The sequence below is a fragment of the Flavobacterium sp. AC267 genome (assembly GCF_979258715.1).
In genome coordinates, this window is record NZ_OZ409875.1 from 3108601 (window position 1) to 3124176 (window position 15576).

Consider the following 15576-nt stretch of genomic DNA (forward strand, 5'->3'; position numbering starts at 1 on the left):
CTTCAAACAAATCAAGCAAAATTCAATTATTAATTAAAAAAAAGAAGCTATGAATAATATATTTAGAGGTTTAATCGCAGGATACGGTGCAAAAAAGTTAGGTGGAGGATGTTTCGGAACTATTTTAGTTTTTATAATTATCTGGGTAATTTTAGGACAGTGCAGTTAATTTTTCTGCAAAATTACAAACAGAAAATCACGAATAAAAAGCAAATTTTTGATGTCAAATTGTTGGGAAGATTACATCAAAATGTCTAGATTCGCATCACTAAAATAAATTTAAAAAATGGCTTCAGGTTTTTTCGTTCTATTAGATGATATCGCAAGCAATTATGGATGATGTTGCAGTAATGAGTAAAGTCGCCGCAAAGAAAACAGCTGGAATTCTAGGTGATGATTTAGCAGTAAATGCTGAAAAAGCATCAGGATTTGCTTCATCAAGAGAACTTCCGGTTTTATGGGCAATCAGCAAAGGCTCACTGCTTAATAAAATCATTATTCTTCCAATTGCGTTTTTGTTGAGTGCTTTTTTACCAGTTGCTATTATTGTCATTCTAGTTTTAGGAGGATTATTTTTAGCTTATGAAGGAGCCGAAAAAATATATGAATTTATATTTCCACACAAACACGAAGAATCGGAAGGAATTACCGACGAAGTTTTAACAGAAGAACAAATATTAGTCGCAGAAAAAGAAAAAATAAAATCTGCAATTGTAACCGATTTTATTCTTTCTGTAGAAATTGTAATCATTGCTCTAGGAACTGTAATCGGACAGCCGCTTACACAGCAAATAATTGTAACTTCTATAATTGCCTTAATCGCAACAGTTGGTGTTTATGGTATTGTAGCTCTAATTGTTCGCATGGACGAAGCTGGTTATAAGCTTATTAAATTTAGTAAAAACGAAAAAAGTATCTCAAAATTTATTGGTAACATTTTAGTAAAAGCTTTACCGCTGGTTATTAAAGGTTTAACCGTTATAGGTACAATTGCTTTAATACTAGTTGCAGGAGGAATATTTGTACATTACATTCCCTACTTTCACCATTTATCAGAAGAAATAAAAATCCCGTCAATCGTTAAAGAATTTACCGTTGGACTGGTTCTTGGCTTTGTAGTGTCGCTTTTTGTAAATCTTTTTAAAAAGAAAACCGCTTAGTATAAAAAATCAAAATATATAAAAAGAAACATCAGTTAACGCTGGTGTTTTTTTGTTTTAGGAGCACATTCATTCATTTCCAAAAGCACTTTTTGTCCCGCTATCCGCTATATCTTTTCCCTGCTAAAGGAGCAGGAAAAAGGATACTGTCGCTATCGGGGCTATGCAATATCTTTTCATTTTTATAAGATATAGATTCATTTTGAAACTTTTTTAATCAATAAGGTTTTGATTTATAAGTGTTTAATCTGTAAATGATCTTTTTTAACATTTTTACCAAAGCAACCATTGCAACTTTGCCGCATCTTCATAGTAATTAACAATTAATTATTATTTTATATGAAAAGTTTTAGATTAAAATCAGTTTTAGTAGTATTATTTTTATCAATTGTATTCATTTCATGCAAGCAGTGATGACGATGACAAAACACCAGCTCCAACTACAAAAGCCGCATTAGTAACAGAAATTACAGGACCAGCAACAGGAAAAGTAAATGAAGAGCTTTCGTACGATGTTACTTTTGTAGCAGATAATGCGTGTGGAGAATTTGACAGAATTAGCGAAGTCTTAATTGATAAAGTTAAAGGACTACAGGTTGAAGTAAAATACGCATCAGAAGTTTGTACGCAACAAGTTCCATCACCAAAAAAGACTGTTTATAAATTCAAATCGTCTGTAAAAGGAACCTTCGAAATTAAATTCAAAAAAACAGAAACAGAATTTTTGATTCATAAAGTTGTCATAGAGTAAAACAACTTGCTTAGTTGATTTTTTTAGGTTGTAAAACCATTTTGCAGAAGTTTAATTAAAACTGATGTGAAATGGTTTTTTTATTTGTAGTCTTTATCTTATTCTTAATTTTTAATAACCAATATATATCCTTAATGGAAAAAACAATAATTACAGAACCAAACGCAAAAACAATTTCTGTCTCTAAGAAGGTTGTACAGTTACAAGAAGAAAATCGTGAACAAATTAGGGAATTTTATAAGAAAGAAATTGTTGCTTTTTCAATTTTGGGTATTCCTATTAATAAAGTAGATTATAAGGAAGAGTTGAAAAATGCAAAATTGGAAATAATTAATGGAAACATAGTTAGTCAAGAAGAATTAGAATGCGAATCTAGGGGTTGGTAGTTTGTATAATGAAATGTTTTTCAATCTTAAAGATACTTTGCCATTCCTTTAAAAAGTATTATTTTTGCACTCTAAATTTTATGTCATGCCGAAAAGAAAATATAAAATATCAGTAATTCAGTTAAATCTGAATGACGTTGCCGAAAATAATCTAAAAAAATGTATCAGCTGGGTAAGAGACGTCGCAAGTCAAGGAGCAGAAGTTATTTTACTTCCTGAATTATATAGCAGTCATTATTTCTGCCAAAGCGAAGATGTAGATAATTTTGCATTAGCAGAACCACTTTACAGCACTTCATTTATTGCTTTCAGCGAATTGGCAAAAGAGTTAGGAGTAGTAATTATTGTTCCTTTCTTCGAAAAAAGAATGGCTGGAATTTACCATAACAGCGCTTATATTATCGATACAGATGGTACAGAAGCAGGTTTATACCGTAAAATGCACATTCCAGACGATCCGCATTTCTATGAAAAATTCTATTTCACTCCAGGTGATTTAGGTTTTCAAGCAATCGAAACTAAAAAAGGAACAGTTGGAACTTTAATCTGCTGGGATCAATGGTATCCAGAAGCAGCGCGTATTACAGCTTTAAAAGGAGCAGAGGTTTTATTTTATCCAACAGCAATTGGATGGCATCCAAAAGAAAAAGAACAATACGGAGAAAACCAATATGGAGCTTGGATGAACGTAATGAAGGGCCACGCCGTTGCAAATGGTGTTTTCGTTGTATCGCAAACCGAATTGGTCTTGAAAAATATATTGAAGGAACAGAAGGAATTCAGTTTTGGGGAGCTTCTTTTATTGCTGGACCTCAAGGTGAAATTTTAGCGCAGGCTTCTCATGATAAAGAAGAAATCTTAATTGCAGAAGTTGATTTAGATTTACAAGAAAATGTTCGTCAAAACTGGCCGTTCTTCAGAGACAGAAGAATTGATGCTTTTGGTGATATTACAAAAAGAGCAATCGATAAATAATTTAATTTATTTAAAATATAAAAAGGGCAAAATATCATTTTGCCCTTTTTTTTGTTAGCTTCGGAGAAGTAAATTTATAGCAAAGAATAAATGTTTAAAAGATAAATCTCCAACGGAGTGACATGTTTTTACAATCAATTGCAGTCCGCTCCGCTGGAGCTTTTTTTTATTGTGTTGTAGAATTGCTATAAATATTTTGCTCCGCTGGAACTTTAAATAAGTATTAAAAATCTAGTCTTTTTTTAACTCTTACACTAATTTCTTTGTATAACAAAAAGGCGGTTTCAAAATTTTGAAACCGCCTTTTCTATATATAATATTTAGAATTATTTCACTTGGAAAGTAACTCTTCTCACGATTTGACGTGCCTCTTTAGAGTTTTTGTTAACAGAAGTATCTTCTCCGTTAGCAATCACGTTTAATCTAGAAGCATCGATTCCAGCGTTTTCAGCTACTTTTTTCACCGCTTCAGCTCTTTTTCTAGATAATTCTGTGTTGTAGTTTGTGTTTCCAATTTCATCAGCATAACCAATAATGTCAGCAGATTTCCCTGGATTGTTTTTCAAGTATTTCACTAAGAAATCAACACCAGATAAAGAAGCATTTGTTGGTTTAGATGAGTTGAAATCGAAGTAAACATTTACATAACCACCGTTAATTAATTCTTCAACAGTATTGTTTGTAGCACTTCCACTTCCTTTCTTTTCGTAAGTTTTATCTAAATAGCTTTCTAACTCATCCGGCACACCATTTTGATTAGTATCAATAGATTGTCCTTTTGTGTTAACAGCTACACCTGCGATTGAATTTGGTTCTAAATCGTATAAATCAGCAACACCATCTTTGTCTGAATCTATAAGACCAGTTTCGATTAAGTCCACTCTTTTTTCCAATTCACCAATTCTATCTTCTTCACCAACCCAGTCAGCATGTTTTTCGTTCTTACCTAGGTAGAAAGTTAAACCAACAGAAGCATTTAATAGAACACCGTCAAAAGATCCAGTTGTTGTGTTACCCATTCCGTCAAAATTCCAGTTTTGTCTTCCATTAACAATTCCTGTAAGATCTCCAGTTAAAGCCACTCTGTTGCTTAATTTGATTTGTCCAGTTAAACCAGCGATTCCGTGAGCCATGTAATCTTGACCACCAAAACCTGTTTCAGTACTAATTTGTGCAACTCCAAAACCACCATGCGCCAAAAGACCAATTGTGTTTGTCCAAGTTTCAAAATTTAAAGCACGTCCAACATTTACAACTCCTTGTAAACTCGCTCTAACATAACGGCTTTCAAAATCAGGAGTATCTTTTTTCTCTTTAAATTGATCGTATCCAACATCTAATTTCAAACCAAATTTTGGATTAAACATATATCTTACACCTAAATCTCCGTGAAAGAAGTTTGCAGATTCTGTAGTATAACCTGGAGTCATTGTTCTCGTAGGTTTGTTAACACCACCGTTAAGTTCGATAGACCATTTGTTGTATTCTTGATCTACACTTGGTGTGGTAGAAGTCGGAGCCATATTTTGTGCGCCTGCCGCAAAGGATAGTAATAATAAGGATACTGATACTAATTTCTTTTTCATGATATCAAAAATTAAATTGTTTTTATTTTAAACTCATGAGCAAAATTAAAGGTCGAATTTCAGAATCTGTTCTATATGGTCTTACATAATTCCCATCTTTTTGCTTTTAATTATGTAAATACGTTAATATTAGCTTAATAGAAACCAAAAAAAAGAACAAAATTCACATTTTGTTCTTTTAAGTATTTGTTAAATCGTGAATTATTTCAAATCTGGCTGAAAAATCTTTACAGTTCCATCGCCCTCGCCGCTAACAACTAACAAGCTTCTTTTTGTTGGACTTTTAGATGCTGGAATAAATAAAATCCCCTCTGGAGCATCTCCAGTTTTTACAGTTTGTAAATATTGAGGTGAATTTGGATTCGTAACATCATAAGTCATAAAAGCATCAGATCTTTCAAGTCCAACGAACAAAATATTTTGAGTTCCCATTTTAACAGCCAGTACAGCTTCTGGTTCAGAACCTTTATCGTCGCTTCGTTTGTCATCGTAAGTTCCTAATTCGTTCGTTTTTTTATCTATATCATTTTTACTGTCATAAACGATTTTTCCAGTATTTCCGTTCCAGATAGAAAAAGAACGAGCGCCAAAACTAAACATTTCGTCCAAATCACCATCGCCGTCCGTGTCTCCCATATCAGCAACAAGATTCAATCTTCCTAAATTAGCGTCAAGTTTTAAAGTAGCAAGCATCAGGAAAAACTGTTGCATCGAGTTTTAAGCTTTTCATACGCTTAATATCTGTATTAGCAGTATATTCTCTAGCATCACCTTCATTTGCAGTAACAAAATAAGGAACATTATTTGCAGAAAAGTGGCTGATAGCATCCGGCATATACATTCCTTTTACTTTCCATGGGTTAAAAGCAATTTTGTCATCACTGTCGCTTACATCAATAGCATTTTCAGCAGTATTAAAATCTTTTAAACCTAAAGGATAAATAGCCGTTATGGTTTTTGAAGTTAAATCAACTTTTGCAACCCCATTATTTTCTTGCGACGTAACCCAAGCCGTTTTAGAATCATCAGAAATAGTAATGTATTCTGGTTCGATGTCTTGAGCAAAGCTTTTAGCGACCTTTGAAATTCTAAATCCCTCTTTTGCTAATGCAACTGCCTGACCGCTGAAAGAAGCGAAATCAAGAGTAGTTACGCTATAAGTACTTGTTTCGATAATAGAAATAGTTCCGTTTGGATCTTGCGAGTAATCTGTATTTGGTTCCCCTTCATTAGCAGTCATAATATATTTTCCGTCAGGAGAAAATGTAATCATATCTGGCAACGCTCCAACCGTAACTTGTTTAATTAAACTATAATCTGAAGTATTGAAAACAACTACTTTTCCGTTAGCCTGCTTATTTGCAGTAGATTCTAAAGCAACGGCAAGTTTTCCATCAAAAACAGAAACACTATTGGCGCCGCCTTCATAAGCGCCTAAATCAATTTTTCCAATTTTTGTTGGTTTTGTTGGATCAGTAATATCAATAACATCAATTTGGTTTACACCGCTGTTATTTACAGTGAATAATCTTTTTGTTTTTTCGCAGTATGCAGAGATTTCAGCAATGACTTCTCCACCAATAGTAATAGAACCAATTTCTTTAAAAGTCGCTGGATTCTCGTTTACAACAACTTCAGGTTCCGTGTTTGTGTTTTCGTCATTATTACAGCTTGCCATAATAAAAAGAGCGACTAATAAGGAAATAGATAATTTTTTCATGTGTTAGTTTTTAGTTTCGGCAAAAGTAATTACAGCTCCTTTGTCAAATATTAAGGATGTATTATTTAATCTTTAACTTAATTTTTGCAGGATATTTTTTGTGAAATTAAATATGATTTTTATTCAATAGTTTTATAATCCTAACGAATGCTTATCTTTGTACACTTTCAAAATTAGAACCTCTTTATGTCAACAAATAATAGAAGATTTCCAGCAGAGTGGGAAAAACAACAAGGAATTGTACTTTGTTTTCCGCATAATGGCAATGACTGGCCGGGAAAATACGAAGCTGTTCAATGGGCTTTTGTAGAATTTATAAAAAAAGTAGCCACTTTTGAAACAGTTTTTTTGGTCGTAGCCGATGAAAAACTAAAAGAAAAAGTAGCCGAAATGCTTGAAAGAGCCCGCGTAAATCTTAAAAACGTTTCTTTTATCATTCATAAAACCAACAGAAGCTGGATGCGTGATTCTGGACCTATTATCGTAAAAAATGGTTCAAAAAGAGAAGCTTTGAATTTTAATTTTAACGGTTGGGCAAAATATAAAAACTATCAATTAGATAAATTTGTTCCGGGTAAAGTTGCTGATTTTATTGACGTGCCATTAACTCAGGTTACCTATAAAGGAAAACCTGTAATCGTTGAAGGCGGTGCAATTGATGTTAACGGAAGAGGAACTTTATTGACCTCTGAAGAATGTTTAATGCATCCAACAATTCAGGTTAGAAATCCAGGCTTTACAAAAGAGGATTACGAAGCTGTTTTTAAAGAATATCTTGGTGTGACAAATGTAATCTGGCTTGGAGATGGAATTGAGGGCGATGATACACACGGACACATCGACGATTTATGCCGATTTGTAAATGAAGATACAATCGTTACAATTGTAGAAACGGATAAAAACGATTCTAACTACAAACCTTTGCAGGATAATTTAAAACGTTTGCAAAATGCTAAATTAGAAGATGGAAAATCGCCTATAATTGTAGCGCTTCCAATGCCAAAACGTGTTGATTTCGAAGATTTAAGATTACCAGCAAGTTATGCTAATTTCTTAATTCTGAATAATTGCGTTTTAGTTCCAACATTCAATGACAGCAACGATAGAGTAGCTCTAAATATATTGGCAGAATGTTTTCCAGACAGAGAAGTAATCGGAATCAGTTGTATTGATTTCATCTGGGGATTTGGAACTTTGCATTGTTTGAGCCAGCAGATTCCTTTATAGGAACAATTTTCTCAAAGGCACTCAGACGCAAAGTTGATTAGTTTTTGTCAGGCTGAGCGAAGTCGAAGCCCACGCAAAGTTTGTACTCAAAATTTGAATAATCTAAACCCGACAGGTTTTTAAAACCTGTCGGGTTTCTGTATGTTTAATATCAAATGAAACATGAATAAATTATCGCGATATTCAAATAAAAAAGCTTGTTAGAGTAAACTAACAAGCTTTTTTAATATTATAGATAGATACCATCAACCATCAACCATCAAAAATTAACCATTAACAATCAATGAGTTTTCTCTTCATGGTCTAATAAATGGAGGTAAAAGCTGACTTGCAACTTCTCCAAAACCAATTCTTACTTCGGCATTTTCGCAGAAACCTCTAATAATTACCGTGTCATTATCTTCAATAAACTTACGTTCACTTCCGTCATTTAATTTCAGCGGATTTTTCCCGCCCCACGTTAATTCTAACATAGAACCAAAACTGTCAGGAGTTGGACCAGAAATAGTTCCTGAACCCATCATATCACCAGAATTTACGCGGCATCCGTTTGAAGTATGATGCGCCAATTGCTGACTCATTGACCAGTATAAATATTTAAAATTAGATTTAGAAATTACAGTTTCTTCTGCATCTTCAGGTTTTAAAGAAACCTCTAAATGAATATCGAAAGCTTTCTTTCCTTTTGTCTGTAAATAAGGAAGCGGCGACGGATCTTGTTTTGGACCTTTAGTTCTAAAAGGCTCCAAAGCATCCATAGTTACAATCCAAGGTGAAATTGAAGTTGCAAAGTTTTTCGCTAAAAATGGTCCTAGAGGCACATATTCCCATTTTTGGATATCGCGCGCGCTCCAGTCATTTAATAAAACCATTCCGAAAATATAATCTTCAGCTTCATATGTAGGGATATTTTCTCCCATAATATTCACATCGGTTGTAATAAAAGCCGTTTCCAATTCAAAATCTACTAAACGAGACGGACCAAAAACAGGATATTTTTCCCCTGCCGGCAAAGTTTGTCCCATTGGTCTGTGAACCGGAATTCCAGACGGAACAATCGTAGAACTTCTTCCGTGGTAACCAACTGGAATATGTAACCAGTTTGGAAGAAGTGCATTTTCTGGGTCTCGGAACATTTTCCCTACGTTGGTAGCGTGTTCTTTACTAGAATAAAAATCTGTGTAATCACCAATTAAAACAGGTAATTGCATCTCTATATCGTCGATATTAAATATAACAATATCTCGGTCTTTTGTTGAATCTCTTAGCTGTGGATTGTTTTCGTCAAAGATCTCAGCGATACGATTTCGAACCAAACGCCATGTTTTTTTTCCGTCAGAAATAAAATCATTCAGCGTATCCTGCATAAACATATCATCTGTTAAATCTATTCCTTCAAAATAGTTTAATTGTTGTAAAGCCCCTAAATCTATAGCGTAATCGCCAATTCTTGTACCTACAGTAACGACATTTTCTTTGGTAAGAAACACACCGAAAGGGATATTCTGAATAGGGAAGTCGCTAGTCTCTGGCACTTCTAACCATGATTTTCTACTGGTATCGTTGGCGGTTATAGGCATGTTTAATGTTAATTATTTGTTGAAAAATTGTATGTCAAATATATCATAATCTAGCAGTTTGACAAACGTTTTTTTGTATTTTTGCGTGAAATTAACGAAAAACATAGAAATGCAACGCGACGAACAAATTTTTGATCTTATCCAAGAGGAAAAAGAAAGACAAATTCACGGACTAGAGCTTATCGCTTCAGAGAATTTTGTAAGTGATGAAGTAATGGAAGCAACTGGTTCTGTTTTAACTAACAAATATGCTGAGGGTTATCCTGGCAAAAGATACTACGGCGGTTGCGAAGTCGTTGACGTTATCGAGCAGATTGCTATTGACAGAGCTAAAGAATTATTTGGTGCTGAATACGCAAACGTACAGCCTCACTCAGGTTCTCAGGCAAACACTGCTGTTTACCATGCGTGTTTAAATCCTGGTGATACTATTTTAGGTTTCGATTTATCTCACGGTGGTCACTTAACTCACGGTTCTCCTGTAAACTTCTCTGGTCGTTTATACCGTCCTGTTTTTTACGGAGTAGATGCAGAGACTGGTCGTTTAGATTATGATAAAATTCAAGAAATAGCAACTAAAGAACAGCCAAAATTAATTATCGCTGGAGCTTCGGCTTACTCTCGTGATATGGATTTTGCTCGTTTCAGACAAATTGCTGACAGCGTAGGAGCAATCTTATTTGCTGATATTTCTCACCCTGCAGGTCTTATTGCAAAAGGATTATTAAATGATCCAATTCCTCATTGTCATATTGTTTCTACAACAACTCACAAAACATTGAGAGGACCACGTGGAGGTTTGATTTTAATGGGGAAAGATTTTGAAAACCCACAAGGTTTAAAAACTCCAAAAGGAGAAATCAGAATGATGTCTTCTTTGTTAGATTTAGCTGTTTTCCCAGGAAATCAAGGTGGACCTTTAATGCACATTATCGCCGCTAAAGCGGTTGCTTTTGGTGAAGCGCTTAAAGATGAGTTCTTTACTTATGCAATGCAATTACAAAAAAATGCGAACGCAATGGCTGATGCTTTCGTAAAAAGAGGTTATAACATTATCTCTGGCGGAACTGATAACCACATGATGCTTATTGACTTACGAAATAAAAATATTTCTGGTAAAGAAGCTGAAAACGCATTAGTAAAAGCTGAAATTACAGTAAATAAAAATATGGTTCCTTTTGATGACAAATCACCATTTGTAACATCTGGAATTCGTGTTGGAACAGTCGCAATCACAACTCGTGGTTTAGTTGAAAAAGATATGGAAACTATCGTAGCTTTAATCGATAAAGTTCTTACAGATCATACAAATGAAGATCTTATCGAGGAAGTTGCTGAAGAAGTAAACGAATTAATGAGCGAAAGACCAATTTTTGCATATTAAGAAAAAGTTTAAAGTTTAAAGTTTCAAGTTTAAAGTTTTGTAATGTGAAAATAAGCACATTATGAAACTTTAAACTTTTTTCGTTTAGGATAGAAAACTTGAAACCTGAAACAAAATAAGACAAAATAAACAAAAAATTATGGGCGTACTAAGATTACAACTGCCAACCGACCCAAGATGGGTAAATATTGTTGAGAAAAACATAGAAGAAATTTTGACGGATCACGCTTGGTGCGAGCAAAAAGCGACTACCAACGCGATTACAATTATTACCAATAACTCTGAACATCAAGATTTGGTAAAAGATTTATTGGCTTTAGCCAAAGAAGAAATCGATCATTTTGAGCAGGTGCATAACATCATCATCAAGAGAGGACTAAAATTAGGACGTGAGCGTAAAGATGACTATGTAAACGAATTATACCAATATATGAGAAGAAGCGGTGACGGAAGCCGTGTTTCTGGTTTGGTTGAAAGATTATTATTCTCAGCAATGATCGAAGCTAGAAGCTGTGAACGTTTTAAAGTCCTTTCTGAAAACATTCAAGACGAAGAATTAGCTGTTTTCTATAGAGAATTAATGGAAAGTGAAGCGGGACATTATACCACATTCATTACATACGCACGCAAATACGGTACAGGAATCGATGTTGAAAAACGCTGGAGAGAATGGCTTGCATTTGAGGAATCTATTATTACCAACTACGGAAAAGGAGAAACGATTCACGGGTAGTTTTTAGTATTTAGTTTTTAGTGTTCAGTTTCAGTCTCAGTTTTACAGTTGTCAGGCTGAGTGATAGCGAGGGTTCGGGAGAAATTCACGAAAATTAAAGAAATAAAAATCCGTTTAAATCGGCGTTTTCGCGAAAGCGAATCAGTTTAATCGGTGTTCATTTTTTAAGTTTTTATAATCTTCAATCTAAATTCTAAAATTCTTATATTTGAGAGTAACCAAAATCTTGAACCATGAGAATAGAAACCGACCTAAAATTAGGATTTAAAGACGTAATGTTTAGACCCAAAAGATCAACGCTCAAAAGCAGGTCGGAAGTTTCATTAGAACAAAACTTTAAATTTTTGCACAGCACAACATCTTGGACAGGAATTCCGATCATGGGCGCTAATATGGATACCGTTGGTACTTTTGAAATGGCTCAGGTTTTGGCAGGAGAAAAGCTTTTTACAGCAATTCATAAACATTATTCATTAGAAGAATGGAATAATTTTCTGCAAAAAGTAACTCCAGATTTTTACAATTATATTGCTGTAAGCACAGGAACAGGAAAAGAAGATTTTGAAAAAAATCGGAAAAATAATTACAGTAAATCCGTCGCTGAAATTCATCTGCATTGATGTAGCAAACGGCTATTCAGAACATTTTGTGCAATTTTTAAAAAAGACACGAAAACAATATCCAGATAAAATAATTATTGCTGGCAATGTAGTTACGGGAGAAATGACTGAAGAACTATTATTAGCGGGAGCCGATATAGTAAAAGTGGGAATTGGACCCGGTTCTGTGTGTACAACCCGTATAAAAACAGGAGTAGGTTATCCGCAACTGTCTGCTATTATTGAATGTGCCGATGCCGCGCATGGTTTAGGCGGACATATTATAAGTGACGGAGGCCGCACAACTCCGGGTGATGTAGCCAAAGCTTTTGGCGCTGGAGCCGATTTTGTAATGTTAGGCGGCATGCTCGCTGGACATACCGAAAGCGGAGGAGAACTCATCGAAGTAAAGGGAGAAAAATTCAAACAGTTTTATGGGATGAGCTCCAAAACGGCAATGGATAAACATTCTGGCGGAGTTGCTGAATATAGAGCAAGCGAAGGAAAAACAGTTCAAGTGCCTTTTAAAGGAGATGTAATTCACACTGTTTTAGATATTTTAGGAGGAATAAGAAGCACTTGCACTTACGTAGGAGCATCAAGATTAAAAGAATTAACAAAACGCACGACTTTCATCCGCGTAAGCGAACAGGAAAATCAAGTTTTTACAAAATAATATGATTAAAATTACTGAAGCATCAATTGAAGATATTGCTAAGATTCAAGAGATTGCAAACATAACTTGGCCCATTACGTATGGCGAAATTTTAACTGCAAGCACAATTAGATTATATGTTAGATCTAATTTATTCTACAGAAGCGCTATCTAAGCAAATTTTGAATAATGAGCAACTATTTTACATGGTTTCAGATTCAGAATCAACAATTGGTTTTATTGGAATTGAGCACAATTATAAAAACGAAGCCATTACAAAAATCCATAAAATATACCTTCTGCCCGAAACGCAGGGAAAAGGTTACGGAAAAATTGTTTTTGATTCGATTGAGAAATTGGCTTCAGAAAAAAAATCAAAAGAACTTTTATTAAACGTAAACCGTTTTAATACCGCTTTAAATTTTTATAAAAAACTAGGTTTCGAAATTAAAGAAACAGTCGATATAGAAATTGGAAATGGTTATTTAATGGAAGATTATGTGATGGGTAAAGAAATCCTGAAGTAGTTTTTCGACAAACTGTTGTGCTAACTCACAACCACATCATGCTTAAACAATAAACCTTTTACCTCTTTCAAAGAAAAAATAGCTTTTTTAAGTTTAGTCTTCGATGGATCAATAGTATAATTATAACTCGTTTTAAAATCGGCTTTATTGGCGATGGCTTTATTAAACTCGGAACGATACAAATCGCAATTATCAAATACAACTCCTGTAAGATCTGCGACCATAAAATCGACGGCAATTAAACTGCAATTGGTAAAAGGGGTTCCTTTTAATTTTAAAGTATAAAACTTTGAAAAATCCAAAATACAGTCATTAAAACGAACTTCAAAAATCAGTTTATCGCACATAGCGAAATTTACTTCTTTAATTTCGCGACGATTGAAAGTAACGGTTCTAAAAGCTACATAATTGATTTTAGACTCATTAAAAATGCAGTCATTAAAAACACAATCGATAAAAGTAACGGCTAAAAAAGTGCAGGCAGAAAAGTTACAATCATTAAAAACGCAAGCATTCAAAATCCTTAAAATTAAGATCTTCTTTGGCGTAAGTAATCGTATTGTATTCTTTATCAAGAAAATATTCGCTTTCTTTTTTCAACTCTGCTTTGATAATTATTTGAGGGTGAAAAGGTAATAATTTAGAACAAAATATTCTTTCTAAATCGGAAATGATTTTGATTTCATCCGCATTTTTTATCCATAATTTGATGTAGCTTTACGCTTATTTTTTAAGTTAAAACGTATCAATTTTATTATATGGAACCAACAAGAAAGGAACATGATTTTTTAGGAGAACTAGAAATCCCTAATCATTTATACTACGGAATCCAGACTTTTAGAGCGGTAGAAAATTTTAATATCACCGGAATTCCAATTTCAAAAGAACCTTTGTTTATCAAAGCTTTAGGATATGTAAAAAAGGTCACCGCATTGGCTAATAAAGATTGTAATGCAATAGATGCTAAAATTGCAGAAGCCATTTGTTACGGAAGCGATCAGGTTATTTCGGGTAAATTTGATAAAGAATTTGTAAGCGATTTAATTCAGGGCGGGGCAGGAACTTCAGTAAACATGAATGCCAATGAAGTAATTGCAAATATTGGTCTGGAATATTTAGGTCATAAAAAAGGAGAATATAATTTTCTGCATCCCAACAATCATGTCAATTGTTCGCAGTCAACAAATGATGCTTATCCGTCTGCATTTAGAATTGCGTTGTATTTGAAAATGGAAAATTTCATTAAAACTTTAGCAGGATTAGAAGTTGCTTTCGCTAAAAAAGGCGAAGAATTTAAAGAAGTCTTAAAAATGGGAAGAACGCAATTGCAAGATGCTGTTCCTATGACTTTAGGGCAAGAATTTAAAGCGTATGCAACCACAATTGGTGAAGATATCCAGCGTTTGAAAAATGCCCAAGAATTATTATTAGAGATCAATATGGGCGCAACAGCTATTGGAACAAAGGTAAATGCACCAGAAGGTTATCCTGAAATTTGTGTAAAATATTTAGCAGAAGAAGTTGGAATTCCTTTGACGCTTTCGCCAGATTTAATTGAAGCAACGGTTGATACAGGCGCTTACGTTCAGATTATGGGAACATTAAAACGTTCTGCAGTTAAAATTTCTAAAATCTGCAACGATTTAAGATTGTTAAGTTCAGGGCCGAGAACGGGTTTAAATGAAATTAATCTGCCTGCTCGTCAACCAGGTTCGTCTATTATGCCAGGTAAAGTAAATCCGGTTATTCCAGAAGTGGTAAACCAGACATGTTTTTATGTTATTGGTCAGGATTTAACGGTAACTATGGCGGCAGAAGCAGGACAATTACAGCTCAATGTAATGGAACCAGTAATTGCTTTTGCTATGTTTACTTCGTTAGATTATCTTTCAAATGCTATTCAAACTTTAATCGATAAATGTATTAACGGAATCACAGCAAACGTGGACCATTGCTATAATATGGTAATGAACAGCATTGGAATCGTTACACAGTTGAACCCCATCATTGGCTATGAAGAAAGTGCCAGTATTGCCGGCGAAGCTTTAAAAACAAACAAAAGTGTACATCAAATTGCTGTTTTAGAACGAAAGCTGATTACTCAGGAAAAATGGGATGAAATTTATTCGTTAGAAAATTTAATACATTCAAAGTTTATTACAAAATAAGATATTTTTTAAAATCATATTTATAAGCCGTTAATTTCGTTAGCGGCTTTTTTCTTTCTAAAAAATCTGGTTTTAATTAAATTTAAGTTGTAAGGTTTTGAAAATTAGAAGTATATTTACGTTAG

The 15576-nt window shown here is 33.9% G+C and carries 12 protein-coding genes and 4 pseudogenes; 11 read left to right on the top strand and 5 right to left on the bottom strand.

Annotated elements, in window-relative coordinates:
- The first annotated feature begins 286 nt into the window (after positions 1-286).
- The 4 genes and pseudogenes from ACZZ95_RS16255 (at position 287) to ACZZ95_RS16270 (ending at position 3272) form a co-directional block, all read left to right on the top strand.
- A pseudogene (locus ACZZ95_RS16255) lies at positions 287-1160 on the top strand (DUF808 domain-containing protein).
- A gap of 388 nt (positions 1161-1548) precedes the next feature.
- Complete coding sequence (locus ACZZ95_RS16260; protein ID WP_463469810.1) at positions 1549-1911, top strand: hypothetical protein; 363 nt, start codon at positions 1549-1551, stop codon at positions 1909-1911.
- Between the two features lie 134 nt (positions 1912-2045).
- Complete coding sequence (locus tag ACZZ95_RS16265) at positions 2046-2297, top strand: hypothetical protein (protein WP_463469811.1); 252 nt, start codon at positions 2046-2048, stop codon at positions 2295-2297.
- 85 nt (positions 2298-2382) lie between these two features.
- Positions 2383-3272: pseudogene (locus tag ACZZ95_RS16270) on the top strand (carbon-nitrogen hydrolase).
- Between the two features lie 326 nt (positions 3273-3598).
- Here the strand turns inward: ACZZ95_RS16270 and ACZZ95_RS16275 are convergent.
- The 3 genes from ACZZ95_RS16275 to ACZZ95_RS16285 all read right to left on the bottom strand — a co-directional run bounded on the left by ACZZ95_RS16275 (position 3599) and on the right by ACZZ95_RS16285 (position 6578).
- Positions 3599-4858 carry an OmpA family protein gene (locus ACZZ95_RS16275; RefSeq protein ID WP_463469812.1) on the bottom strand — a complete coding sequence of 420 codons (1260 nt, stop codon included), beginning with the start codon at positions 4856-4858 and terminating at the stop codon, positions 3599-3601.
- A 201-nt stretch (positions 4859-5059) separates the two neighbouring features.
- Positions 5060-5551 (bottom strand): choice-of-anchor I domain-containing protein, encoded by a 492-nt coding sequence (locus ACZZ95_RS16280; RefSeq protein ID WP_463469813.1) that lies wholly within the window; start codon positions 5549-5551, stop codon positions 5060-5062.
- Complete coding sequence (locus ACZZ95_RS16285; RefSeq protein ID WP_463469814.1) at positions 5529-6578, bottom strand: choice-of-anchor I family protein; 1050 nt, start codon at positions 6576-6578, stop codon at positions 5529-5531. Before ACZZ95_RS16285 ends, ACZZ95_RS16280 begins: the two co-directional genes overlap by 23 nt.
- A 186-nt stretch (positions 6579-6764) precedes the next feature.
- Here ACZZ95_RS16285 and ACZZ95_RS16290 point away from each other — a divergent pair, with 186 nt between their 5' ends.
- Positions 6765-7805, top strand: a complete 1041-nt coding sequence (locus ACZZ95_RS16290) for an agmatine deiminase family protein (protein ID WP_463469815.1) — start codon at positions 6765-6767, stop codon at positions 7803-7805.
- 296 nt (positions 7806-8101) lie between these two features.
- Here the strand turns inward: ACZZ95_RS16290 and fahA are convergent, their stop codons facing one another.
- On the bottom strand, positions 8102-9385 hold the full coding sequence (fahA, locus tag ACZZ95_RS16295) for a fumarylacetoacetase (RefSeq protein ID WP_095951563.1): 1284 nt from the start codon (positions 9383-9385) through the stop codon (positions 8102-8104).
- A 109-nt stretch (positions 9386-9494) separates the two neighbouring features.
- Here fahA and glyA point away from each other — a divergent pair, with 109 nt between their 5' ends.
- The 5 genes and pseudogenes from glyA (at position 9495) to ACZZ95_RS16320 (ending at position 13283) form a co-directional block, all read left to right on the top strand.
- Positions 9495-10769 (top strand): serine hydroxymethyltransferase, encoded by a 1275-nt coding sequence (gene glyA, locus ACZZ95_RS16300; protein ID WP_463469816.1) that lies wholly within the window; start codon positions 9495-9497, stop codon positions 10767-10769.
- A gap of 139 nt (positions 10770-10908) precedes the next feature.
- Positions 10909-11502, top strand: a complete 594-nt coding sequence (locus ACZZ95_RS16305; protein ID WP_463469817.1) for a MiaE family protein — start codon at positions 10909-10911, stop codon at positions 11500-11502.
- Positions 11503-11735: 233 nt separating this feature from the next.
- Positions 11736-12777: pseudogene (locus ACZZ95_RS16310) on the top strand (GMP reductase).
- Between the two features lies 1 nt (position 12778).
- Entirely contained in the window at positions 12779-12931 is a 153-nt protein-coding gene (locus tag ACZZ95_RS16315; protein WP_463469818.1) for a hypothetical protein, read from the top strand.
- A gap of 31 nt (positions 12932-12962) precedes the next feature.
- Positions 12963-13283: a GNAT family N-acetyltransferase gene (locus ACZZ95_RS16320; RefSeq protein ID WP_463469819.1), complete on the top strand. Its 321-nt coding sequence runs from the start codon at positions 12963-12965 to the stop codon at positions 13281-13283.
- A gap of 20 nt (positions 13284-13303) precedes the next feature.
- Here the strand turns inward: ACZZ95_RS16320 and ACZZ95_RS16325 are convergent.
- Positions 13304-13883 (bottom strand): annotated as a pseudogene (locus ACZZ95_RS16325) (pentapeptide repeat-containing protein).
- Between the two features lie 158 nt (positions 13884-14041).
- On the opposite strand from ACZZ95_RS16325, the gene aspA reads away from it, so the two are divergent.
- Entirely contained in the window at positions 14042-15451 is a 1410-nt protein-coding gene (gene aspA / locus ACZZ95_RS16330; RefSeq protein WP_463469820.1) for an aspartate ammonia-lyase, read from the top strand.
- The last annotated feature ends 125 nt before the right edge of the window (positions 15452-15576 follow it).